This is a genomic window from Qipengyuania sp. CAU 1752, assembly GCF_054482615.1.
This window is the reverse complement of record NZ_JBTLRE010000001.1, coordinates 536,405-557,593: the sequence shown is the minus strand read 5'-3', so window position 1 is coordinate 557,593 and position 21,189 is coordinate 536,405. Positions and strand designations below refer to the sequence as shown.

Genomic DNA, 21,189 nt, shown 5'->3' with positions numbered 1-21,189 from the left:
GGGTCAGTCGTCGCGCGAAATCTTTTCGCGGCGTTCATGCGCTTCCTGCGCCTCAACGGTCATGGTCGCCACCGGACGCGCGATCAGTCGCTTGAGGCCGATCGGATCGCCGGTTACTTCGCAATAACCGTAATCGCCTGCATCGAGGCGGCGCAGGGCGCTGTCTATCTTGCCAATCAGTTTGCGCTGGCGATCGCGCGTGCGCAGCTCGATGCTCCAGTCGGTTTCACTCGAAGCGCGGTCGTTGAGATCTGAATCGCGGATCGGGCCATCCTGCAACGATTGCAGCGTCGCCCCGGCAGCCGAATGGATTGATTTTTTCCATTCCAAGAGCAGCATACGGAAATAATCCTGCTGCTTCTCATTCATATATGGCTCGTCATCTGTGGGAATGTAATCTTCCCCCAGCTTGTCCTTTGCCTTTTTCAGAACTTCGGTTTCGTCATGCGCCGAAACGGCCATCGTCATCCTCTCGCAGCACTTCCCGGTCGGCCCCTTGAACCCTGCGGCCCCGCCATTACGGTAGCCGGGCCTGCCCGATGAGCGCGCCTATAATGATCGGGTGGATTACACACAAGGCGCAATCCTAATCGCGCTGCGAATAAGCACGTTAAAGCTTAAGGCAGCCCGAACAGCGCGTTAAAAACCCCCGCGCTGATCAAGAAACTGCTGACGTGGTTAACGAAGTTTTTACCATAAAACGCTTGAACCTACGGATGAGGCCAGCGCGATCTCGCTGGAAAACTGGGGGTACAAGACATGAAGCTCACTCCGATCCAAGGCGGCCTGACGGCCAACGAAACAGTCGGCACCAAAGCCGGCGAAGAAAATCTGGTTATCGCGCAGTGCCTGGCAGCAGCAGCAGCCGGGGAAACCATCGCGCTCTATGATCTCGGGGTCATCTATTCGACCGGCAGCCACGGCGCGGAGTATGATCTCACCGAAGCGCATAAGTGGTTCAACCTGGCCGCCTCACGCGGTCATGAAGAGGCGGCCTGGTGCCGGGCCGATATTTCCGACGAAATGACCGCCCGCGAAATCGCCGAGGCCCAGCGCCGCGCACGCGACTGGCTGGTAGCCGAACGCAAGGTCGCCTGAGCTAACTCCTCTTCCGAAACGGGGTGCGTCGCTCGAGGTAGTTCTGATCGACTGCCACCCCCTGTCGCTCGCGATCGAGGAAATCGGCAATCGCTTCGCGAAAGCCCGGATCGGCGATCCAATGCGCCGACCATGTCTGAACCGGCGCGTAGCCACGGGCGAGCTTGTGGCCGCCTTGCGCCCCGGCCTCGACCCGGTCCAGCCCGCGGGCGATGGCTACATCGATCGCCTGATAGTAGCATAGTTCGAAATGCAGGAACGGGATCGTCTCGCTGCATCCCCAGTAGCGCCCGTAGAGCGCATCCTTCCCGATCACGTTCAGCGCGCCCGCAACCGGGCGTCCATCGCGGTAAGCCATAATCAGCAATAATTGCTTGCCCATCCGCTCGCCCAGCAGATCGAATGCCTCGCGGGTGAGGTAGGGTGTTCCCCATTTGCGCGCACCCGTGTCCTGGTAGAATTCCCAGAACGCATCCCAATCCGTCGGAGAAATGGCATCGCCGGCCAGATGGCGGATTTCTACTTCGGCCTGAGCCCGTGCCCTCTCCTTGCGCAAGGCGCGCCGCTTGCGGCTGGCGAGATCGTCGAGAAAATCGTCGAAAGAAGAATAGTTCTGGTTGGACCAGTGGAACTGGATGTCGCTGCGCAGCAACCAGCCGGCCTGCTCGAATACCGGCAATTGTGCAGGATCAACGAATGTCGCATGAGCGCTCGAGATATGGTTTTGTGTACATAATTCCTCGGCCGCGCGCAGTAATGGAGGGCCAAGCGCCTCGTCCGCCAGCAACAGCCGGGGGCCGGTCGCAGGCGTGAACGGCGCTGCGATCTGCAGCTTGGGATAATAATTGCCGCCGGCCCGCTCATAGGCATCTGCCCACCCATGATCGAAGACAAATTCGCCCTGGCTATGCCCCTTTAGGTAGGCTGGCAGCGCGGCCAGAGGGATGCCGCTCTCGCTTTCGATCACGATCGGGGCTGGCTGCCATCCCGTGCCGGGGCCTACGCTGCCCGAATCCTCCATCGCGCTGAGGAATGCATGGCTCATGAAAGGATTGTCGGCCCCACCCAGTGCATTCCAGTGCGCCGGGTCAACCTCGGTCACACCCGACAGGATTCGCGCAGTGAATTCCGCCGCGCTCACGCCAGCCCAGCCCCTTCGCTGATGAGGGCATCAGCATGAACCAGTGCCCGCTCCCTCATCGCCGGCGAATTGACGGTCCAGGTCAGGACCGGCAACCCTCCGGCGCGCAGGTCCGCAACCCATGGACTGGGCAGCGCGGCAATATGATAGGCCAAGAAATCGGGCTTCGCGATCGCCAGCGCGAGGCGGCGTTGCCAGCGCTTCTGCGTATAACCATGCTCATCCTCGCGCATCACGAGGCCGCATGTGAAGTCGGGAGCATTGCGGCGAAACCAGCGCGCGACCCTTGGATCGAAACTCATCACCGCATGATCGCCGTGATAGTCGGCGAGGCATTCTCGCACCCGTACACAACTCGCCTCCACGTCGTAGCCGCGCTTGGATTTGAGTTCGATCAGCAACGGCACCTTACCATCGACGAGCTCGAGCAGATCGATCAGCGTGGCGGGGGCATGGTCGCTGTCGAGGTAGCGCAATTCGCGCAGTTCCAGCGCGGTGCGCCCTTCGGTCAAACCCTCGGTTCCGGTCAGCCGCAACAGGTCCCAGTCATGAAAGACTATCGGCCAATTGTCGCTGCTGCGCTGGATATCGCATTCGACGCCCAGCCCAGCCGCGATGGCGGCGCTGGCGGCGGCTAGCGAGTTTTCAGGAACACCTTGCCCGTGCAGGCCGCGATGGGCGTATTCCCACCGCGTCAACCATTCCGGAACGGTGCGCCTAGTCACCGCTAAGCGCGATAATCGCGTCGACCTCGACCGCCGCACCAAGTGGCAAGGCAGGCACGCCCACTGCGGCCCGCGCATGGCGGCCCTTCTCGCCAAAGACATCGAACATCAGTTCGGATGCGCCGTTAGCGACCTTGGGCTGGTCGGTGTAATCGGGGGTGCAATTGACGAAGGCACCCAGCTTGACGACCCGGTCGACCCGGTCGAGCGGAATGAGTGCCGCTTTCAGCTGGGCCAGGATCATCATTCCGCAAGCGCGCGCCGCGGCCATGCCGTCCTCAAGCGAAACATCGTCGCCGAGACGCCCCTTGACGAGTTCGCCGTCGATGAAGGGCAACTGGCCCGAAACATGGGCAAAACCGCCATGGACTACCACCGGCACATAGCTCGCCACGGGGGCAGCGGCTTCGGGCAGGATGATCCCCAGTTCATTCAGCCGGGCTTCGATACTCATTCTGTTTCCTCCAGTCGTTCAAGAATCCAGGGCAAGGCGTGTTCCCACTCGTCGATGCGGGCGTGGGCATGGCCAGCCTTTTCGCCGCAGGTGATGTGCGGGGCGATGGCCGGCTCGCCGCAGAGGTGCAGCCGCGTTACATGGGGCACCACTTCCTGGGCCGAGCCATGGTGCTGGGCCAGGTCGTCGATGAACAGTGCACGCGAAGGCTGGCGCTCCTCCAGGATTCGCGCCAGCGCCGGTCCCTTTGGCCCCTGGTTGGTATAGACCGGGGCATTGATCCCATAGCGCAGCAATTGCTCGGCACGCTTGTCGCGACGGTTGTCGAGAAGATTGGTGAGAATTACCACGTCGGCATGCTTCGAGATTGTGTTGATCGCCTCGACCGCGCCGGCGATCGGGTCCTGCCGATCCATTTCGTGGTCGAAGAACAGGTTGAGATATTTCCAGATATCGCGCTGCTCGAGAAACTCTCCGCTGTCGCGCCACACCAGCGCCCTGGCGAAATCGCCGCTATCTAGGTTGAAATCGATCGCGTGGTCCTCGCCCAGCCAGTCACGAAAATGCGCGACCATGCGCAGCAGGACTTCGTCGCAGTCTGATATGACCAGCGGGCGATTCATCGCACGAGTTGCTCCCGGGCATCGAGCAGGACCTGCGGCTCCACACCGAGCGCATCGGCTGCAAGCATCAGGTCCGGCTCGTGATTGGCTAGAAAATCGAGCACGGCAGCGAGTACCACCGGGTCGGTCAAGCGTTCGCGCAGGATATCGGGAGTGAGCCCGGTCAATGCAAGCAGGCGTTCGGCCCGCGTATCCTCAGTCAGCACCCAGCCAAGTGCCTTGAGCGCGAGCGCATCGGCATCCTGGGGCGAGTGATCGGGGGAAGGTGGCCGCATGATAATTGGCAAGGCTCCGTGGTGTGGCTTAAAGGAGGCCGCTGAAGGAGCGTCCCCAGTGGCAAAGAGAATACTGGTTGTCGAGGACAACGACCTCAACCGGAAACTGTTCTGCGACGTGCTGCGCTCGAGGGGGCACGAAGTGCTGCCCTGCGCCGACGGCAATGCGGTCCTTGGCGCGGCACGCGATTTCGGCCCTGACCTCGCCATCATGGACATCCAGCTCCCCAATATTTCAGGCGTCGAATTGATAGCGGCGATGAAAAAGGACGCCATGCTGGCTGCCATCCCCGTACTCGCCGTGACGGCCTATGCCGGAAAGGGAGACGAGGAAAAAATCCGCGATGCAGGCGCGGCGGATTATCTTTCCAAGCCCGTCTCCATCGGTCCGTTCATGGCTGCAGTCGAACGCCTGCTGTAGCAACAGAGCCCCGTAGCGGCACTTTCGCCAAGCTTGACATTGGCGGCGCATTCCCGCTTTCCCACCCGCACTATTTTCCACGGGGCGCACGCGCCCCATGCAGCCAGGGACTAGGCCTTATGGACCGCTCCGAAGTCGACAAACGCATTCGCGAAAAGCTCGAACCCTTCAACAAGAAGGGCGTCGACATTACCGACAGCACGACATTCCAGAACGATCTTGAATTTGACAGCCTGACCGTGATGGATTTTGTCGCCGAGATCGAGGACGAGTTCGACATCATCATCAGTATGAACCAACAGGCCGAGATCGAGAACTATGGCCACCTCGTCGATGCCGTCCATGCCATGGCGAAAGACGCATGAGCGAAGGCATTTCGCAACCCGACCAGCCGGAAGAGATCGACGGCGGCACCCCCGACCTGTTTTCCAAGTTCGACGGCATCATCGCTTTGCGCGAGGGCCTGCTGTCGAGCGGGCAGGAAGACCCGTTCAACCTGGTGATGGAGAAAGTCATTTCGCCGACCCGGGCGATCTGCAACGGGCGCGACACGATCCTGCTGGGCACATACAATTACATGGGCATGACCTTCGATCCGGAGGTCATCGACGCTGGCGTGCAGGCCATGCGCGACTTCGGCACCGGCACCACCGGCAGCCGCGTCCTCAACGGCACCTATCAGGGGCACAAGGAGTGCGAGGAGGCGCTGAAAGAATTCTACGCGATGGATCATGCCATGGTCTTTTCGACCGGCTACCTCGCCAACCTGGGCATCATTTCCACCATCGCCGGCAAGGGTGACTACATCATCCTCGACATCGACAGCCATGCCAGCATCTGGGACGGCTGCGCGATGGGCAATGCCGAGGTCGTGCCGTTCAAGCACAATGATGTCGAAGCGCTGGAGAAGCGCCTGAAGCGCGTTCCCGAGGGGGCCGGCAAGCTCGTCATCCTCGAAGGTGTCTATTCGATGCTCGGCGATATCGCGCCATTGCGCGAAATGGTCACCGTAGCGAAGAAATACGGCGCCATGGTGCTGGTTGACGAGGCCCATTCGATGGGCTTCATCGGCGAGAACGGCCGCGGGGTTTGCGAAGCGGCTGGCGTGATCGATGATTGCGACTTCATCATCGGCACATTTTCGAAAAGTGTCGGCACCGTCGGCGGTTTTTGCGTGTCCAATCACCCGAAGTTCGAGATCATGCGGCTGGTTTGCCGTCCCTATGTCTTCACCGCTTCGCTGCCCCCCAGCGTAGTGGCGACCGCGGCCACTTCGATCCGCAAGCTGATGCACGGATCAAACAAGCGCGCCCATCTGTGGGAAAATTCGAAGGCGCTGCACCTGGGCCTCAAGAATCTTGGATTCCAGCTCGGCACCGATGCGCCGGAAAGCGCGATCATCGCAGTCATCATGCCCGACCTCGAAAAAGGCGCGGCGATGTGGGAAGCACTGCTCACCGAAGGGCTTTACGTCAATCTGGCGCGCCCACCTGCCACGCCTGCCAACATGACGCTGCTGCGCTGCTCGCTGTGCGCAGAGCACAGCGACGAGGAAGTGCAGACCATACTTGGCATGTTCGAACGGGCCGGCAAGGCGACCGGGATTATCTAGGACTACTCGCCAACCCGGTGGCGAACCGGCTTGATCGGGATCTTGAGGTACTGGACGCCATTGTCCTCTGCTTCTGGCATGCGGCCGGCGCGGATGTTGACCTGGATCGACGGAAGCAGCAATCGCGGCACTGCAAGGGTGGCATCGCGTTCCTCCCTCATCGCAACGAATTCGTCTTCGCTGATGCCATCGCGGATGTGGACGCTGTTTTCGCGCTGCTCGCCAATGGTAGTTTCCCAGCGATATTCGTCACGTCCCGGAGCCTTGTAATCATGGCACAGGTAGATCTTCGTGTGATCGGGCAACTCCAGCAGCTTGCGGATAGAACGATATAGCTGCCGCGCATCGCCGCCGGGAAAATCGGCACGCGCGGTGCCGAAATCGGGCATGAAGAGCGTATCGCCGACCCACAGCTGGTCGCCGATCTTGAAAGCCATGTCGGCGGGCGTGTGGCCCGGAACATGCAGGGCCTCGACTTCGAGTGACCCGATGTTGAAGCGTTCGCCATCCTTGAACAGGTGGTCAAAGTCCGACCCGTCCGGTTTCAGGTCATCGGCTGCAAAAACCGGCCGGAAGATCTTCTGCACGTCCTTGATATGCTCACCGATCCCGATCCGGGCACCAGTTTGCTGCTTGATGAAGGGAGCGGCCGAGAGGTGATCGGCATGGGCGTGGGTTTCGAGCACCCAATCGAGTTTGATTCCCTCGTCCTTGGCCGCGGCAAGGATTGCTTCGGCCGACCGCACATCCGCCTCGCCGGATGCGATATCGAAATCCAGCACAGGGTCGATGACCGCGCCGCGCATGGTTTCGGTATCCCATACGAGATAGCTCACCGTGTTGGTTGGCTCGTCAAAAAAGGCTCGGACTTGCGGTTCGGCGGGGGTCATTCGAACATTCTCCTGGAAGCGTGTTCCGGCGATCTGAAACGCTGTAGACAACGTTCATCCAACTCCCTTGCAAGTAAGGAGGTTCCGACGGTTTTCCAGAGCGATGCCATCCCGAACGGCATCTCATGGACTGCTTATCGATGCGCCGCCCATGTCCTCGGTGCCTAGCCGCCAGACTGGTGAACACTCTCGAGCGTCGCGTCGGCACACGGATCAGCCTCGCCTTCGCCATTGCCGCCAAACTGCGTGATGGCGATGATGCCGCCGACCACGAGTACGACGAAAGCGGTGGTCACCCAGCCGAGATACTTGTCGATGAAGCGCTTGATCGGTGCCCCGAAGATGCGGAACAGCGCACCGATCGTGAAGAAGATCATGCCGCGCCCGATAATACTCGCCAGCACGAAGGTGACGAGGTTCATGCCGACAAAACCGGCGGTGATGGTCAGCAGCTTGAACGGGATCGGAGTCGATCCGGCCAGGATGATCGCTTCCCAGTCATATTCGTTGAGATAGCAGGCCGCCTGCGGGAAGCTGTCTGTCAACCCGGTGACTTCGATCACCCGCGCCCCGACCAGGTCGTACATGCCCCAGCCGATGAAGTAGCCAAACAGCCCGCCGATGACCGAGGCTGCGGTGGCGATGATCCCGAAGCGCAACGCCTTTTGCGGCTCTGCCAGGCACATCAGGCCCAGCAGCGGGTGCGGCGGGATGGGAAAGAAACTGGCCTCGACGAAGCAGAACAGCGCGAGCCACCATTCGGCTGCCGGATGGGCCGCTTTTTCCATCGTCCAATCATACAGCCGGCGCAGCGGTTTCATCAGCATTTCAAGGGGCGTCCCGAAGTTGTGACCGCGCATTTACGGCAGCATGCACACAGGCGCAACCATTCCCTGTTTAACCTATATGGCACTTTTGTATTGACATCGTAACGCTGTTTGGTTAGAGAAACGGAACATCGCAAAATACCGATTCGAACCGGGCGGCCTGCATCACGCAGCGTCGCCCGTTCGCGTTTCTGCACGCACCAATATGGGGTCGAAACAATGGGCGCAAAGCGTGGGAAAGCCGGGGCACCACCCCGCAACTGGCGCGATCTGTTCCTGGCCGAACTGGCGCAATCGTCGAATGTCAGCCGGGCCGCGCGTGCAGCCGGGGTCGACACCGGCACGATCTACAAGACGCGCCGCGGCGACCGGGCATTCGCCAGCCTGTGGCAGGAAGCGCTGGCCGAAGGATACGACAATCTGGAAATGGAATTGCTGCGGCGCCTGCGGGATGGCGAGCTCGAAGGCGGCAAGGCCAAGGACCGGGCACGCCGCAAATACGACAATGCCATCGCCTTCCGCCTGCTCGCCGCGCACCGCGACGCAGTTGGCCGGCAGCGCGCCCTGCGTGATGATGAAGACGAGGAGGCCATTCTCGCTTCCATCGACGCCAAGCTGGAAGCCATGCGCCAGAACAGCCTTGCCTTGGGCGAAGTGGTCCAGGACGAGGATGGCAATTACCACGTCCCCGCCAGGCCGGGGGCGGACGATCAAGCGCCGGGCAAGTCGTGAATTCCTTCGACCACCTGCGCTACCTGCTTGCGCTCGACCGCGATAAACGCCTCGCCTATCTCGCCACGCTCGAACAGAGCGAAAAAGATCGCCTGCGCTTTCACTGGAAACTATGGGCGCGCGCGCAACAATGGCCGCCGGACGGCGACTGGCGCTGCTGGCTGGTCATGGCCGGACGCGGCTTTGGTAAGACCCGCTGCGGGGCCGAATGGGTCCGGCTGGTGGCGCGGCGCGATCCCGATGCGCGCATCGCCCTGGTGGGCGCTTCGCTGGCCGAGGTGCGCAGCGTCATGGTCGAAGGCGAGAGCGGTTTGCTGGCGGTCTCGCCGCCCGACCGGATGCCTTTGTTCGAGCCGAGCCTGCGGCGGCTGACATGGCCCAATGGCGCGCAGGCTTATCTGTACTCGGCAGCCGAGCCGGAGAGCCTGCGCGGGCCGCAGCACAGCCACGCCTGGTGCGACGAAATCGCCAAATGGGATGCCGGGGCAGAGCGGGCCACTCGGACCTGGGACAATTTGCTGATGGGCCTGCGCCTCGGTCACGCGCCGCGGGTGATGGCCACCACCACCCCGCGTGCGGCCCCGCTGATGCAGCGGCTTCTCGACGAAGCTACCAAGGATGAAGGCACGGTCCTCACCACCGGCAGCACCTATGACAACAGCGCCAACCTGCCGCAGCGCTTCGTGCGCCAGATGCGCCGCCAATTCGGACGCACGACGCTTGGGCGGCAGGAGCTCGATGGCGAGATGCTGGCCGAAGTCGAAGGCGCATTGTGGAGCCGCGCCTTGCTCGAAAGGTGCCGCTCCGATGGCAGCGCAAGCGAAGCGGCGCGGATCGTGGTCGGGGTCGATCCCCCGGCATCAGCCCATGGCGATGCCTGCGGGATCGTGGTCGCAGCACGGCTGGCGGACGGGACGGCCCGGGTTTTGGGCGATTGCTCGGTGCTCAAGCCGAGCCCGGAAAGCTGGGCTCGCGCCGTCGCCCGCGCAGCCAAGACCTGGGATGCCGACCGGGTGATTGCCGAGGCCAACCAGGGCGGCGCAATGGTCGCCAGCGTATTGCGCGCCGCCGACATCACCCTGCCCGTCAAGCTGGTCCACGCAAGCCGCGGCAAGGTCGCCCGGGCCGAGCCGGTCGCGGCGCTGTATGAAGCAGGGCGTGTGACTCATGCAGGCTTGTTCGCGCGGCTCGAAGATGAGTTGTGCGGATTGATGGCCGGCGGTGAATACAGGAAGTACAATATTTCCTCCAGTTCCGACTTAGCTTTTCGATTGAACGCATAGTGCATAGCCGCTGGGGCGATCAGGAGCAGGAGCGAAACGCCGGCAATCGGCAGGACCGATTGATCGCGAATGCACGTGATAAAAACAGCGGCGCAAATACTGGCGAGTATCGAGTACCAGACCACGAAGAAAAGCTTGATCCAATGCGACGAGCGGTACCGGCCGACAAACCTTGTTGCCCCCAATTCGTCTTCGAGGCGCCAGGCAAGGATCGGCCTGGCGTTGTGATCGATAGGTGGGTTCTGGACCCGTAACAAAAGTCGGCCGAACTTGGCCCCACCGACCGCACCCGACGCGAATGGCCAGAGGCTCGACCCCGCTAAAAGATTTACCCCTTCCGCAAATTCCGCGGGGGCCAACGGTGATCGCAATATCACCTGCAATTCAACGAAGCCCTCGTTCGGGTCGATGCTCTCTTGCACCTGGCAGTCCAGGCGGAGGCCGATACACCACCCTCAAGCCCTGCCGCTGGAGAAGCCTGGATCGTCGGTTCGGCCCCGACCAGCGAATGGGCCGACAATGCTGGCAAGGTCGCGCTCTTTTCCAGCGGCGACTGGCTTTTCCTGCAACCTACCGACGGTATGCGGTGCTGGCACGTCGCCGACCGGCGTTTCATCCACTTTGATTCCGTTTGGTCAGCCGCTGCAAGCCCGGCTTCCCCGACCGGCGGAGCGACGATCGATGCTGAGGCGCGTCAAGCAATCGAAGAGATGATTGCGGCGCTCCAGGCAAGTGGCATCGTCAGTCCTTGAGAACCGCAATTTTTTCTCCTGCTATTGGAACGAAATGACGAGAATGTAGTAAGATTGCTGACCGCCCCCCTGATATGCGACATTCTTGCAACAGATTGATGTCTTTGCCAGCTTGCCACTGTCTAGGGGAAAAGTTAGATGGGGGGCTCTTGGTGGCTCCAATTCGCTATTAGAAGGGGAATATTATAATGAGGAATCTCGTCATCGGAATGGCGATGGCCTCCACGGCCCTTGCATCGCCGGCCCTCGCTCGTGATGATGCTTGGTACGTTGAGGTCGACGGCGGTGTCATGATCGTCGAAGATATCGATCTTAACATCAATGGCAACACTGACGATCTGACCATCGCAACCGACGAAGGTTACGATTTCGGCGGCGTGGTTGGCTACGACTTCGGTCCGGTTCGCCTCGAAGCTGAAGCAAGCTATCGTGAAGCTGCGATCAACGAAGTTGCCGCCGGTAATCGTGGTTTCCCGAACGCAGCGGGCTTCCCGTCGGCTTCGGGTATCTATGCCGCTCGCGGTGATGCCAGCGCACTGAGCTTCATGGTCAACGCACTGGCCGACTTCGGCCCGGACGATGGTCTGCAGGGCTTCGTCGGTGGCGGTCTGGGCGTTGCCCGTACCGACATTAACGCTCGTATCACGGAACGTGGTGAACCCGGTCTCGACGATTCGGACAGTGGTTTCGCTTGGCAGCTCCTTGCCGGTGTCCGCGCTCCGCTTAGCGATCGCTGGGACATTGGTCTGAAGTACCGCCTCTTCAACGTCGACAGCGTCGAGCTGATCGATCGCGCAGGCCGTACTGTGGACGACAACTTCCGTTCGCACTCGATCCTCGGCACGCTGACCTACAACTTCGGCGAACCGCCGGCTCCGCCGCCGGTAGTGGCTCCGCCGCCGCCGCCGCGTCCGGCTCCGCCGCCGGTAGTGGCTCCGCCGCCGCCGCCGCCGTGCAACACTGGTCCGTACATCGTGTTCTTCGAATGGGACAAGTCGGACATCACGGCTGACGCAGCCAACATCCTGAACAACGCTGTCACGGCTTACGCCAACTGCGGCACTGCTTCGGTGATGCTGGCAGGTCACGCTGACCGTTCCGGTCCGCAGACCTACAACGTCGGCCTGTCCGAACGTCGTAACCGTTCGGTCCGCGCATACCTCGCCGGTCGCGGCATTCCGGAAGCCCGGATGTCGTCGGAAGCGTTCGGTGAAAGCCGTCCCCGCGTCCCGACCGCCGATGGCGTTCGTGAACTGCAGAACCGTCGCGTGGAGATCACTTACGGCCCCGGTTCGGGCATGTAAGCGGAACCACCGCAAATATTTCGGGAAGGGGGTCGGAGCAATCCGGCCCCTTTTTCGTTGGGACTAGTGTCTGTCTTACGGAGGAGTACCGCCATGAAAATCGCCGTCATTGCTACCGTCGCCGCATTGTCCCTCGCAGGATGTGAAACGATCGGAAGCATACCGACCGAGCAGATTGGTAGCGCCCGACTGACCCTGGCCAATGGGGTGCCAGCAGGCACGGCCCAGTTGCTCGGGAGCGGCGACACGGTTTCGCTCACGCTCGCAGTGACCGGCCTCACCCCCGGAGAGCATGGGTTTCATCTCCACACCACAGGCCGCTGCAACCGTCCCGACTTCACATCCGCTGGTGGCCATTTAAACCCCGCCGGCGCTGGGCATGGCCTTGACGATGACGATGGCAGTCACCTGGGCGATCTGCCCAATTTGATTGTCTCCGGCTCGGGAACCGCAACGAAGACGGTCGAGCTTCGTGGCAGCCGCGCCAATGTTCTCGACGCGCTGTTCGATGCCGATGGCACCGCAATCGTCATCCATGCCGATCCCGACGATGGGACGAGCGAGCCATCCGGCAATGCAGGCAAGCGCGTCGCCTGCGGCGTACTCGAGGCCAACTGAACTTACAGACGACGGACCACGTAAACGTTTGGCGGGTTAAATTCTCTCGCCAGCATTACGCGCCCTCTCGACAACGCTCACGGCTGCGGCGGGCACCAGTATGATGGCGGCTGTCAAAAGCACCAGTCCGACCGGCGCTGCCCATAGCGTCGCCAACATGCCCTGCGCCAAGTTGTCGCCATTCTTCGCCGAGACGAGACCGGCCGTATATGGGCCCAGAGCGAGCCCCACCAGTGTAGTGGCGAGGAAGAACGTCGCAGTCGCCACCCCGCGCATCCGTGGAAGCACCAAAGCTTGGCTGGTTGCCGCAGCTCCGCCTAGCGCGCTGGCGGCGCAGAACTGGGCAATGACGGCCAGGAACAGGAACGTCGTCATGTCGCTGGTGGTAAACATGAACCACATGACCGGAATCGGTGCTAGCAGGCCGAACATCGTCACGAGGATGCGGCCATATGCAAACCGGGTGAAGAAAAAGTCGGCCATGCGACCTCCCGCGATAACGCCGAGAAACCCTGCTACGGCGGTGGGCATTCCAAGCCACCAGCCAAGCTGTATCTTGCTAATTTCGAAAACTCGCTCTGCGTAAGGCGCGCTCCAGTAACTGGTCGCATACGCCATGAATGCGACGATGCCATAGCCAAGGATCGTGCAAAGAAATGCAGGCGAGCCCCAGGTCAAGGCGAAGGTCGCGGGATCACGTGAGCGCAGTGCTGCGGCCCAGCAGTAGATGGCATAATAGCCGATTGCGAGCAGGAACCACTGATCGGATATAGCCGAGATGATCGCTCCTTCGCCCGAACCTACGAACCAGGTGAGAAACCACGCGACCAGAAACGCACCGACAAAGACCCCGATGTTCAATGCAAAGGCTAAAACGCCCCTGCGAGCAGCACCGACAAGTGTCAGCGGTGGGATGATCTGGAACAGTTCATCAAAGAACTCTCGAAATGGATGCGCGACAGGTTGGGACGGGATCCCATCTATCAGACCACGCACCGGTTCCTTCAGCGTGACCACCCACAGTGCCAACAGCAAGCCTGGCAGGCCCACGGCGATGAACGCGGCCTGCCAGCCGACCAGCCCCATTGGGCCTCCACCGGGATAGGTTTCATTCCACCATTCCAGCGCCACTGCGCCGATGAGGATAGACATGCCGCCACCAAGGTAAAGTCCAGAGGAATAGATCGCGAGAGCCGTGGCCCTGAGACGGGCGGGAAACCAGTCAGAAATGAGCGAGTAGGCTGACGGGCTCGCCGTCGCTTCACCCACACCCACGCCGATCCGGGCTCCTGTCAACATGCCGGCGTTCTTCGAAAATCCTGACAGGACAGTCATGGCCGACCACAAGCTAAGTCCGATTGTCATCAATCGGACGCGGTGCCAGCTGTCGGCCAGCTTGCCGAGCGGGATCCCGAACAGCGAATAGAAGATCGCGAATGCGGTACCGTAGAGAAAGCCAAGGTAGGCGTCGCTCACACCCAGATCGGCCTTGATGTCGTTGGCAAGAATCGAGAGTATCTGCCGATCGATGAAGTTGAGAATGTAGATCAGCACCAAGACGCCGAGCGCGTACCAGCTATAGGGCGGCACCGGTGCATTGGGATCGGGCTTCGCAGTCGCCGCAGGCTGTTCAGTTATCGTCGTCACCCGGTATCTCCCTTAAACCGCCGGTGCATTGGCGGGGTAATTCAAACCATCAGTCAGGCCGGCATCTGCGAACCCCTTGCGACGCAGTCGGCAACTATCACAAGATCCACACGGATCGCCTGAGGGCATTGGATCGTAGCAAGACCAGCTCAGAGCCGAATCGAGCCCCAGCCGATCTGTTTCGCGCGCGATATCGGCCTTGCCCATGTGCTGGAGCGGTGCGTGAATCCGGAAGGGAGAACCTTCCTCGACACCTGCCTTGGTCGCCAAGTTGGCCGTTTCCATGAAACTCTGGATAAACTCGGGCCGGCAGTCAGGGTAACCGGAATAATCGAGAGCATTGACGCCGATGAAAATGTCGCGTGCTCCCGACGCTTCGGCAAAAGCGGTGGTCAGCGACAGGAACACCAGATTGCGGGCCGGCACATATGTCACGGGGATATCATTCCCGATCCCGTCCTTGGGCACATCGATGTTGTCCGTGAGCGCCGATCCTCCCAGCGCACGCAGGTCGACCGAAAGCTCGACATGGCGCGCGACCTGCAACCGGCTGGCGATTGCCCGGGCGGCCTGCAATTCGACGATGTGGCGCTGACCGTAATTGATCGTCAGGGCGTGCAGGACAAAACCCTGCTCTCGCGCGAGCCCCGCTGTGACCATAGAATCGAGTCCGCCAGAAAGCAGGATCGCCGCGGCCCCAGGTGAATCTGACTGCATCGGGATGAGCTAGCGCAAAGGCCGCCCCCTCCCAAGCGCAAAATGTTCAGCGGCAGCTGCCAGCCCGTCGACCCTCGGCGGTGAAGGAAAACGGACGCCCTCCGGCAATTCCCTGGGATTCGATCTGCACCAGACCATTACTTTCGCGCCGGATGCTGGTGCGGCCGTAGCCATTGCCTTTGCAAGTGTACTGCACCGTCACCATGTCATCGCCGTCCTCGACCACGAAGCGGTTGCAGGTCTGGTCAGGATGGCGCAGTTGCAACAGGTCGCGCCCACTTCGCACGCATAGACGGCGCGCGGGTACATCTTCGCGGTAGCGGATTTCCCACTCCCCGCTCTGCAACCGATCAAGCATTGCCAGCGTCGGCGCTTGCGCCGCGCTGGGCACAGAGACTGATCCCGCAATGATGCAGGCGACTGCTAGCGGGCGGATGAACGAAGGTACTGTCATTAAACTTTCCTGAGCTCGCGACCCGCCCCGGACTGCCAATAGGAATACAATATTTGCGGCGATGTGAACAGGTGAGGCGAATACATTACAATTCGATCGCGAACTGACGCGAGCAAAAGGCGCAGTCGACGGCGATGACGCCATCTTCATTGCGCATCTCCTGGAGTTCGCTTTCCGGGAAGCGGGCGAGGACATCCCGGTAATGTTCGACCGAACAGCGGCAACCGCGCACCAGCCTCGCTCCGCGCTCGACCCTAACCTCGTCTTCCTCATGGAAGAGCCGCCAAACCAGCGCTTCCATTGTCAGGTCTTGGTCAAGTAATTCTTCGTGCCGGATGCTGCCCGCCAGAACGGCCACATGTTCCCATTCCGGATGATCCAGTCGAACATGCAAGCGTTCACGACCTTGCTCGCCATCGGGCAAATGTTGAACCAGCAGTCCCGCAGCGCTCGCGCCATGCGCGCCTGAAGATACAGCTACCCGTATAAGGGTCGGAAGCTGTTCCGATTGCGCAAAATAACTCTCGCATGCCTCGGACAAGCTCTCGCCTTCAAGCGGCACCACGCCCTGATAGCGTCCGTTCTTGCCCTTCATGTCGAAGGTGACAGCCAGATAGCCTTCGCCGAACAGCGCATGAAGGCCGGGATTGGCGCCTATTGTTTCGAGCCGGTCATTGTCGAAATCTACGTAGCCGCGGACGGCCCCGGCCTTGTAATCGCACACCAAAAGTTTGACGATTCCGCCCTTGGTCTGGGCCTGCATCGTCATCTGCCCTTCCTCATCCTTGATCAAGCTGCCGATCAAGGAAGCAAGGACCAGAGCCTCTGCGAGCAGGAGGGTGATGGCCGGAGGGTAATCATGCGCCGACAGGACGGTATCGAGCACATTGTCCAAGCGCACCACACGCCCGCGCGCATGACGCGAGGTGATGGTGAAGTTCAGCAGCTGGTCTTCGCGGGTCTCGCCGTCATCGATCAGATATTCGCTCATGGCGCGCCATATGGGCAGTGTTGGCGGCAAAAATAAGGGGCCGGTCCCGGCCTACCCGATTCAAAGCTTGTCGAACGCCCACAGAAGGATGGATTTCTGCGCGTGAATGCGGTTCTCGGCCTCGTCGAAAACGACCGATTGCGCCCCTTCAAAAACACCCTCCGAGACTTCGTCACCGACATGGGCCGGCAGGCAGTGCAGGAATATCGCATCGCTTTCCGCCCGCGCCATCAGGGGTTCGTTGACCTGAAACGGGGCCATGGCAGCGAGTTTTTCGGCCGCGTGTTCCTGCCCCATCGAAACCCAGGTGTCGGTGATAACGACATCGGCACCGCGCACGGCATCGTCAGCATTGGCGGTCAGGGTGACCTGCGCACCCCCGGCACGAGCTTGGGCGACAAATTCGTCCTGCGGCGCGAAGCCGGCGGGGGTACCGACCCGGACATTGAACTTCATCAGGCCAGCTGCTTCAAGAACGGAGTGCAGCACATTGTTGCCGTCGCCAAGCCAGGCGACTTCGAGACCCGGCAACGCCTTGCCCTGCTCGATGATGGTCAACAGGTCGGCGACGATCTGGCACGGGTGCGAACGATCCGTCAGCCCGTTGATAACTGGCACGCTGGCGTGCCGCGCCATGTCCTCGATCTTGGCATGGTCGTCAGTCCGGATCATGATCGCGTCTACCATCCGGCTAAGCACCCGGGCAGTGTCGGCAATGCTCTCGCCGCGACCCAGTTGCATGGAACCGGCCTCCATGATCATCGAACTGCCGCCTAGCTGGCGAATGGCGATATCGAAGCTTGCGCGGGTCCGGGTCGAGCTTTTCTCGAAGATCATTGCCAGCACGCGTCCTGCCAATGGCGCGTCTGCATCTGGCTGACCCTTCGGCCAAGCCGCGCGGGCTGCCTTGCGGTCCTGCGCATCGCCGATCATCGCGGCGATGGCGTCGCCGCCGGCATCACCCAGGTCGAGAAAGTGCCGCACTGCCATCAGGCAGGCTCCGGCACCTTGTAGCTGGCTGCACCGGCCGAAAGCTTGTCAAAGAACTCGTCCATTTCGGCATCGCCAATGACCAGCGGCGGCAATACTCGCAACGTGTTGTCGCCAGCGGCAACTGTCAGCAACTGGTGGTTGTCGCGCAGGTGGACAAAGAAGGGACGGCTTTCGACCTTCATCTTGATGCCCAGCATCAGGCCGCGCCCACGCACCAGTTCGAACAGCTCGGGATAATTGCCAATGAACTGCTCGAGCCGCGCGCGCAGACGTTCGCCCTTGTCGCGCACTTCCGCGAGGAACTCGTCATTGGCGATAGCGTCCATCACTGCCATCCCCGCTGCCATGGCCAGCGGGTTGCCGCCATAGGTCGAACCATGAGTGCCGAAGCCCATTCCCCGAGCTGCTTTCTCGGTCGCCAGGCAGGCCCCGAACGGGAAACCACCACCAATGCCCTTGGCGCTTGCCAGCACGTCGGGTTCGATGCCGTATTGTTCATAAGCATAAAGGGTGCCGGTACGGGCAACCCCGCATTGCACTTCGTCGAGGACCAGCATCAGGTCGTGCTCGTCGCACAGCGTGCGCAGACCCTTCATGAACTCGTCCGACGCCGGGCGGATACCGCCCTCACCCTGAATCGGCTCGACCAGGAAGCCGGCGGTCTTCGGACCGACCATGCTCTTCGCCATTTCGAGATTGTCGAATTCGCAATACTTGAAGCCTGCCAGCAAGGGCAAAAAGCCCTTGTGCATCTTTTCCTGATTCGAGGCACTGATGGTTGCCATGGTCCGGCCGTGAAAGGCGCTGGTGAAGGTGATCAGCTCGGTCCGTTCGGCATCGCCATCTTCATGCTGGTGATAGGCGCGCGCGGTCTTGATCGCTGTCTCGACCGCCTCTGCACCCGAATTGGTGAAGAACACCGTGTCGGCAAATGTCTTGTCGACCAGCCGCTGCGCCAGGGCTTCGCCCTGCGGGCTGCCATAGAGGTTGGAGACATGCATCAAGGTCTCGGCCTGCTTCTGGATCGCACCGATCAGGCCCTTGTGGCTATGGCCGAGAAGGTTGACGGCGATCCCGCTGGCAAAATCGAGATAGCGCGTGCCGTCTTCGTCGATCAGGTGGCAATGCTCGCCGCGTACTGGGCGGACACCGCAGCGCGGATAAACCGGCATCAGGGCTGAAATGGCCATCAAAGCTGTTCCTCGAATATGCGTTTGCGAAATGCGATTTCAAAGAGAAATGGCGACCCCGTCGGAGCCGCCATTTCGTAGTCTCTATGCGCTTTGCCAAGGGCGGTCAAACGCCCTCCGGCCAGCGTCGGGGATCACTCGCCGGCAGGGACGAGATTGACCGCCGAATGCTTGCCACGTCGGTCGACCTCGAGGTCGAATTCATAGCGTTCACCTTCGTTGATGGCGCTCAGGCCCGAGCGTTCAACGGCGCTGATGTGCACGAACGCATCGGGTTGGCCGTCATCACGTGTGAGGAAGCCAAAGCCCTTCATTGAGTTGAAGAACTTCACCGTCCCGGTAGCTTTTTCGCCGGTCAGTTCACGGCGCGGTGCTTCGGTCTTTTGTTCGACCGCGATCACATCGCCGACAATCTGCAGATCCTGCGCCGACACCTTGCCGCCGCGATCAACCAGATTGAACTCGAGCTCCTGCCCTTCGGCCAGACCTTCGAGCCCAGCGCGTTCGACGGCGCTGATATGGACGAACACGTCCTCGCCGCCGCCTTCCTGCTGGACAAAGCCGAAACCCTTCTGGCTGTTGAAGAACTTGACGGTCCCCTTGCCGGTCCCAACGACCTGCGCGGGCATGCGGTCAAAACCGCCACCACCGCCGCCGCCGCCGCCGCCGCCTGGGCCGCCTCGAGATGCGCCACCGAAGCCGCCGCCGCCGCCGAATCCACCGCGATTGCCGCCACCGCCGCGATCACCATAGCCGGAGCTGTTGCCGGGCCGGTCAGACGAGGGGCTTCCAAAATCGCCGCCGCCACCGAAGGGATCAAATGTTTCTTCGCCGAAACCGTCCCGCTTGTCGCGCCCACGACCGCGACGTCCTCTGTCGTAACCCATAATTAAATCAGTACCTTACTTCGATCGCCCAGTCTGTTTTCGAAGATCGGGGAGTCGGGCGACATGGCACCCCCGATCCGGTCAGGTGCAAGCCATGGAGGTTCCAGACCTCCCAAGTTCCCACCCAGGTTCGGGCAAACCATAGCGAAGAATGGTCTTGGACGCGAACGATTTAACATTGCAGCGCAGTATCGCGAAGTAACGTGTCGATCCGATACCCACGACACCAACCCGCCTGACGCCATTCACGACCAATCATGCTTGCGTAACGAAGCTGGCTTGGGCAAGAGCCTCGGCATGGATATCATGGCATTGCTTTCCGACCCCACCGCTTGGGCTGCTCTCCTCACCTTGATCGTGCTGGAGGTGGTCCTCGGGGTCGACAACCTCATTTTCATCGCCATTCTTTCGAACAAGCTGCCCGAGCATCAGCAGCAGAAAGCGCGGCGGATCGGGCTTATACTGGCCCTTGTCATGCGGCTCGGATTGCTCACCCTGATCGGCTGGCTCGTGACCTTGCAGACCCCCTTGTTCGATCTCGGCATCCAGGGCGGCATCAGCGAGTATTCCGGTACGCCAACCTTCGAGACGGCTTTTTCGGGACGCGACCTGATCCTGTTGGCAGGCGGCCTGTTCCTGCTGTGGAAGGCGACCAAGGAAATCCACCATAACATGGAACCGACCGAGCACAGCGACAATGTCCTGAACAAGCACAAGAGCGCAGTGCAGCTCACATTCGGTGCCGCCATCGCCCAGATCATCGTTCTCGACATGGTGTTCTCGATCGATTCGATCCTGACCGCAGTAGGCATGACCGATGAACTGCCGATCATGATTACGGCGGTCGTAATCACGGTGGGCATCATGCTGGTGGCAGCCGATCCGCTCGCCGAGTTCATCGAGGACAATCCCACGCTGGTGATGCTCGCACTCGCGTTCCTGGTCATGATCGGCGTGGTGCTGGTTGCCGATTCCTTCGGCTTCCACGTACCAAAGGGCTATATCTACGCTGCGATGGGCTTCTCGGTCGGGGTGGAAGTCCTCAACATCTGGAAGCGCAACCGCTTGCGAAAATTGACCCCGGAGGCACCGGCATGAGCGATTTTCGTCGTCTTTCGGACACGATGCTTGCCAGTCCGCAGATCACCGCCGCCGATGTCGCGGCAGCGAAGGAAGCGGGCGTGGTGTTGATCGTCAACAATCGGCCCGACGGAGAAGAACCGGGCCAGCCGGCAGGCGCCGAGATCGAGCAGGCCGCACGGGACGCCGGGATCAACTATACTGCCATCCCGGTCACCTCTGCTGGACTGAGCCATCCGCAGGTCGAAGCCATGCGGCAGGCGCTCGATGCCGCCGAGGGGCCGGTCCTCGGCTATTGCCGCTCGGGCACGCGATCCACATTGTTGTGGTCGCTGGCGCGTGCCAGCGCTGGTGACGACCCGGAAGAGATCGCCGCTGCTGCCCGCGAAGCCGGCTACGATGTCGGCCCGGTGCGGCAAGCGATGGACATGCTCTCCGCGCAAGCCAAGGGCTGAACCGCAGCGCCGGGAAGTTC

General features: G+C 61.2%; 26 protein-coding genes. 11 read left to right on the top strand and 15 right to left on the bottom strand.

Features of this window, described 5'->3' with window-relative positions; all coding sequences use genetic code 11:
• Positions 1 to 3: 3 nt before the first annotated feature.
• Entirely contained in the window at positions 4 to 462 is a 459-nt protein-coding gene (gene dksA, locus ACXYL9_RS02695; RefSeq protein ID WP_459038048.1) for an RNA polymerase-binding protein DksA, read from the bottom strand.
• Positions 463 to 759: 297 nt separating this feature from the next.
• On the opposite strand from dksA, the gene ACXYL9_RS02690 reads away from it, so the two are divergent.
• Positions 760 to 1,098: a hypothetical protein gene (locus tag ACXYL9_RS02690; protein ID WP_459038047.1), complete on the top strand. Its 339-nt coding sequence runs from the start codon at positions 760 to 762 to the stop codon at positions 1,096 to 1,098.
• Between the two features lies 1 nt (position 1,099).
• Here the strand turns inward: ACXYL9_RS02690 and ACXYL9_RS02685 are convergent, their stop codons facing one another.
• Genes ACXYL9_RS02685 through ACXYL9_RS02665 form a run of 5 tightly spaced genes read right to left on the bottom strand, consistent with a single transcriptional unit; the run spans position 1,100 to position 4,316 of the window.
• The gene (locus tag ACXYL9_RS02685; RefSeq protein WP_459038046.1) at positions 1,100 to 2,239 is read right to left on the bottom strand and encodes a GNAT family N-acetyltransferase; all 1,140 of its coding nucleotides are present in this window, start codon (positions 2,237 to 2,239) and stop codon (positions 1,100 to 1,102) included.
• Positions 2,236 to 2,964 carry a glycerophosphodiester phosphodiesterase family protein gene (locus tag ACXYL9_RS02680; RefSeq protein ID WP_459038045.1) on the bottom strand — a complete coding sequence of 243 codons (729 nt, stop codon included), beginning with the start codon at positions 2,962 to 2,964 and terminating at the stop codon, positions 2,236 to 2,238. The genes ACXYL9_RS02685 and ACXYL9_RS02680 overlap by 4 nt, the downstream gene beginning before the upstream one ends.
• Entirely contained in the window at positions 2,957 to 3,418 is a 462-nt protein-coding gene (locus ACXYL9_RS02675; protein WP_459038044.1) for a RidA family protein, read from the bottom strand. Before ACXYL9_RS02675 ends, ACXYL9_RS02680 begins: the two co-directional genes overlap by 8 nt.
• Positions 3,415 to 4,041, bottom strand: a complete 627-nt coding sequence (locus ACXYL9_RS02670) for an HAD family hydrolase (protein WP_459038043.1) — start codon at positions 4,039 to 4,041, stop codon at positions 3,415 to 3,417. The genes ACXYL9_RS02675 and ACXYL9_RS02670 overlap by 4 nt, the downstream gene beginning before the upstream one ends.
• Positions 4,038 to 4,316 (bottom strand): DUF3572 domain-containing protein, encoded by a 279-nt coding sequence (locus ACXYL9_RS02665; RefSeq protein WP_459038042.1) that lies wholly within the window; start codon positions 4,314 to 4,316, stop codon positions 4,038 to 4,040. Before ACXYL9_RS02665 ends, ACXYL9_RS02670 begins: the two co-directional genes overlap by 4 nt.
• A 58-nt stretch (positions 4,317 to 4,374) precedes the next feature.
• Here ACXYL9_RS02665 and ACXYL9_RS02660 point away from each other — a divergent pair, with 58 nt between their 5' ends.
• From ACXYL9_RS02660 to spt, 3 genes are all read left to right on the top strand, one after another.
• Positions 4,375 to 4,737 (top strand): response regulator, encoded by a 363-nt coding sequence (locus tag ACXYL9_RS02660; RefSeq protein WP_459038041.1) that lies wholly within the window; start codon positions 4,375 to 4,377, stop codon positions 4,735 to 4,737.
• A 119-nt stretch (positions 4,738 to 4,856) separates the two neighbouring features.
• Positions 4,857 to 5,102 (top strand): acyl carrier protein, encoded by a 246-nt coding sequence (locus tag ACXYL9_RS02655; RefSeq protein ID WP_459038040.1) that lies wholly within the window; start codon positions 4,857 to 4,859, stop codon positions 5,100 to 5,102.
• Positions 5,099 to 6,349: a serine palmitoyltransferase gene (spt, locus tag ACXYL9_RS02650; RefSeq protein WP_459038039.1), complete on the top strand. Its 1,251-nt coding sequence runs from the start codon at positions 5,099 to 5,101 to the stop codon at positions 6,347 to 6,349. The genes ACXYL9_RS02655 and spt overlap by 4 nt, the downstream gene beginning before the upstream one ends.
• A gap of 2 nt (positions 6,350 to 6,351) precedes the next feature.
• Here the strand turns inward: spt and ACXYL9_RS02645 are convergent, their stop codons facing one another.
• Both ACXYL9_RS02645 and ACXYL9_RS02640 read right to left on the bottom strand, forming a co-directional pair.
• Positions 6,352 to 7,239 (bottom strand): MBL fold metallo-hydrolase, encoded by an 888-nt coding sequence (locus tag ACXYL9_RS02645; RefSeq protein ID WP_459038038.1) that lies wholly within the window; start codon positions 7,237 to 7,239, stop codon positions 6,352 to 6,354.
• A 164-nt stretch (positions 7,240 to 7,403) separates the two neighbouring features.
• A complete protein-coding gene (locus ACXYL9_RS02640; protein WP_459038037.1) occupies positions 7,404 to 8,066 on the bottom strand; it encodes a YqaA family protein in 663 nt (220 codons plus the stop codon).
• Positions 8,067 to 8,285: 219 nt separating this feature from the next.
• Here ACXYL9_RS02640 and ACXYL9_RS02635 point away from each other — a divergent pair, with 219 nt between their 5' ends.
• The 5 genes from ACXYL9_RS02635 to ACXYL9_RS02615 all read left to right on the top strand — a co-directional run bounded on the left by ACXYL9_RS02635 (position 8,286) and on the right by ACXYL9_RS02615 (position 12,755).
• Positions 8,286 to 8,798 (top strand): hypothetical protein, encoded by a 513-nt coding sequence (locus ACXYL9_RS02635; protein ID WP_459038036.1) that lies wholly within the window; start codon positions 8,286 to 8,288, stop codon positions 8,796 to 8,798.
• Positions 8,795 to 10,081, top strand: a complete 1,287-nt coding sequence (locus ACXYL9_RS02630) for a DNA-packaging protein (RefSeq protein ID WP_459038035.1) — start codon at positions 8,795 to 8,797, stop codon at positions 10,079 to 10,081. The genes ACXYL9_RS02635 and ACXYL9_RS02630 overlap by 4 nt, the downstream gene beginning before the upstream one ends.
• Positions 10,082 to 10,458: 377 nt before the next feature.
• Entirely contained in the window at positions 10,459 to 10,833 is a 375-nt protein-coding gene (locus tag ACXYL9_RS02625; RefSeq protein ID WP_459039842.1) for a DUF2793 domain-containing protein, read from the top strand.
• A 188-nt stretch (positions 10,834 to 11,021) separates the two neighbouring features.
• Positions 11,022 to 12,137, top strand: coding sequence for an OmpA family protein (locus ACXYL9_RS02620; RefSeq protein ID WP_459038034.1), 1,116 nt, complete (start codon positions 11,022 to 11,024; stop codon positions 12,135 to 12,137).
• Between the two features lie 93 nt (positions 12,138 to 12,230).
• On the top strand, positions 12,231 to 12,755 hold the full coding sequence (locus ACXYL9_RS02615; RefSeq protein ID WP_459038033.1) for a superoxide dismutase family protein: 525 nt from the start codon (positions 12,231 to 12,233) through the stop codon (positions 12,753 to 12,755).
• Between the two features lie 36 nt (positions 12,756 to 12,791).
• On the opposite strand, the gene ACXYL9_RS02610 is transcribed toward ACXYL9_RS02615, so the two are convergent.
• From ACXYL9_RS02610 to ACXYL9_RS02580, 7 genes are all read right to left on the bottom strand, one after another.
• Positions 12,792 to 14,393, bottom strand: a complete 1,602-nt coding sequence (locus tag ACXYL9_RS02610; RefSeq protein ID WP_459039841.1) for an MFS transporter — start codon at positions 14,391 to 14,393, stop codon at positions 12,792 to 12,794.
• A gap of 21 nt (positions 14,394 to 14,414) precedes the next feature.
• Positions 14,415 to 15,119: a 7-cyano-7-deazaguanine synthase QueC gene (queC, locus tag ACXYL9_RS02605; RefSeq protein ID WP_459038032.1), complete on the bottom strand. Its 705-nt coding sequence runs from the start codon at positions 15,117 to 15,119 to the stop codon at positions 14,415 to 14,417.
• 46 nt (positions 15,120 to 15,165) lie between these two features.
• Positions 15,166 to 15,573, bottom strand: a complete 408-nt coding sequence (locus ACXYL9_RS02600) for a hypothetical protein (RefSeq protein WP_459038031.1) — start codon at positions 15,571 to 15,573, stop codon at positions 15,166 to 15,168.
• A gap of 85 nt (positions 15,574 to 15,658) precedes the next feature.
• The gene (hslO, locus tag ACXYL9_RS02595; RefSeq protein WP_459038030.1) at positions 15,659 to 16,564 is read right to left on the bottom strand and encodes an Hsp33 family molecular chaperone HslO; all 906 of its coding nucleotides are present in this window, start codon (positions 16,562 to 16,564) and stop codon (positions 15,659 to 15,661) included.
• A 60-nt stretch (positions 16,565 to 16,624) separates the two neighbouring features.
• Positions 16,625 to 17,554, bottom strand: a complete 930-nt coding sequence (gene argF, locus ACXYL9_RS02590; protein WP_459038029.1) for an ornithine carbamoyltransferase — start codon at positions 17,552 to 17,554, stop codon at positions 16,625 to 16,627.
• Complete coding sequence (locus ACXYL9_RS02585) at positions 17,554 to 18,747, bottom strand: acetylornithine transaminase (RefSeq protein WP_459038028.1); 1,194 nt, start codon at positions 18,745 to 18,747, stop codon at positions 17,554 to 17,556. Before ACXYL9_RS02585 ends, argF begins: the two co-directional genes overlap by 1 nt.
• A gap of 134 nt (positions 18,748 to 18,881) precedes the next feature.
• On the bottom strand, positions 18,882 to 19,634 hold the full coding sequence (locus ACXYL9_RS02580) for a cold-shock protein (protein ID WP_459038027.1): 753 nt from the start codon (positions 19,632 to 19,634) through the stop codon (positions 18,882 to 18,884).
• A gap of 297 nt (positions 19,635 to 19,931) precedes the next feature.
• Here ACXYL9_RS02580 and ACXYL9_RS02575 point away from each other — a divergent pair, with 297 nt between their 5' ends.
• The gene (locus tag ACXYL9_RS02575; protein WP_459038026.1) at positions 19,932 to 20,732 is read left to right on the top strand and encodes a TerC family protein; all 801 of its coding nucleotides are present in this window, start codon (positions 19,932 to 19,934) and stop codon (positions 20,730 to 20,732) included.
• Positions 20,729 to 21,169 (top strand): protein tyrosine phosphatase family protein, encoded by a 441-nt coding sequence (locus ACXYL9_RS02570; RefSeq protein ID WP_459038025.1) that lies wholly within the window; start codon positions 20,729 to 20,731, stop codon positions 21,167 to 21,169. Before ACXYL9_RS02575 ends, ACXYL9_RS02570 begins: the two co-directional genes overlap by 4 nt.
• Positions 21,170 to 21,189: the final 20 nt, after the last annotated feature.

Bases quoted from the DNA above. Each gene is read 5' to 3' on its own strand.
- dksA (WP_459038048.1), bottom strand. From the start codon at position 462: ATGGCCGTTTCGGCGCATGACGAAACCGAAGTTCTGAAAAAGGCAAAG.
- ACXYL9_RS02690 (WP_459038047.1), top strand. From the start codon at position 760: ATGAAGCTCACTCCGATCCAAGGCGGCCTGACGGCCAACGAAACAGTC.
- ACXYL9_RS02675 (WP_459038044.1), bottom strand. From the start codon at position 3,418: ATGAGTATCGAAGCCCGGCTGAATGAACTGGGGATCATCCTGCCCGAA.
- ACXYL9_RS02670 (WP_459038043.1), bottom strand. From the start codon at position 4,041: ATGAATCGCCCGCTGGTCATATCAGACTGCGACGAAGTCCTGCTGCGC.
- ACXYL9_RS02665 (WP_459038042.1), bottom strand. From the start codon at position 4,316: ATGCGGCCACCTTCCCCCGATCACTCGCCCCAGGATGCCGATGCGCTC.
- ACXYL9_RS02655 (WP_459038040.1), top strand. From the start codon at position 4,857: ATGGACCGCTCCGAAGTCGACAAACGCATTCGCGAAAAGCTCGAACCC.
- spt (WP_459038039.1), top strand. From the start codon at position 5,099: ATGAGCGAAGGCATTTCGCAACCCGACCAGCCGGAAGAGATCGACGGC.
- ACXYL9_RS02645 (WP_459038038.1), bottom strand. From the start codon at position 7,239: ATGACCCCCGCCGAACCGCAAGTCCGAGCCTTTTTTGACGAGCCAACC.
- ACXYL9_RS02640 (WP_459038037.1), bottom strand. From the start codon at position 8,066: ATGCTGATGAAACCGCTGCGCCGGCTGTATGATTGGACGATGGAAAAA.
- ACXYL9_RS02635 (WP_459038036.1), top strand. From the start codon at position 8,286: ATGGGCGCAAAGCGTGGGAAAGCCGGGGCACCACCCCGCAACTGGCGC.
- ACXYL9_RS02620 (WP_459038034.1), top strand. From the start codon at position 11,022: ATGAGGAATCTCGTCATCGGAATGGCGATGGCCTCCACGGCCCTTGCA.
- ACXYL9_RS02615 (WP_459038033.1), top strand. From the start codon at position 12,231: ATGAAAATCGCCGTCATTGCTACCGTCGCCGCATTGTCCCTCGCAGGA.
- queC (WP_459038032.1), bottom strand. From the start codon at position 15,119: ATGCAGTCAGATTCACCTGGGGCCGCGGCGATCCTGCTTTCTGGCGGA.
- ACXYL9_RS02600 (WP_459038031.1), bottom strand. From the start codon at position 15,573: ATGACAGTACCTTCGTTCATCCGCCCGCTAGCAGTCGCCTGCATCATT.
- hslO (WP_459038030.1), bottom strand. From the start codon at position 16,564: ATGAGCGAATATCTGATCGATGACGGCGAGACCCGCGAAGACCAGCTG.
- argF (WP_459038029.1), bottom strand. From the start codon at position 17,554: ATGGCAGTGCGGCACTTTCTCGACCTGGGTGATGCCGGCGGCGACGCC.
- ACXYL9_RS02585 (WP_459038028.1), bottom strand. From the start codon at position 18,747: ATGGCCATTTCAGCCCTGATGCCGGTTTATCCGCGCTGCGGTGTCCGC.
- ACXYL9_RS02580 (WP_459038027.1), bottom strand. From the start codon at position 19,634: ATGGGTTACGACAGAGGACGTCGCGGTCGTGGGCGCGACAAGCGGGAC.
- ACXYL9_RS02575 (WP_459038026.1), top strand. From the start codon at position 19,932: ATGGATATCATGGCATTGCTTTCCGACCCCACCGCTTGGGCTGCTCTC.
- ACXYL9_RS02570 (WP_459038025.1), top strand. From the start codon at position 20,729: ATGAGCGATTTTCGTCGTCTTTCGGACACGATGCTTGCCAGTCCGCAG.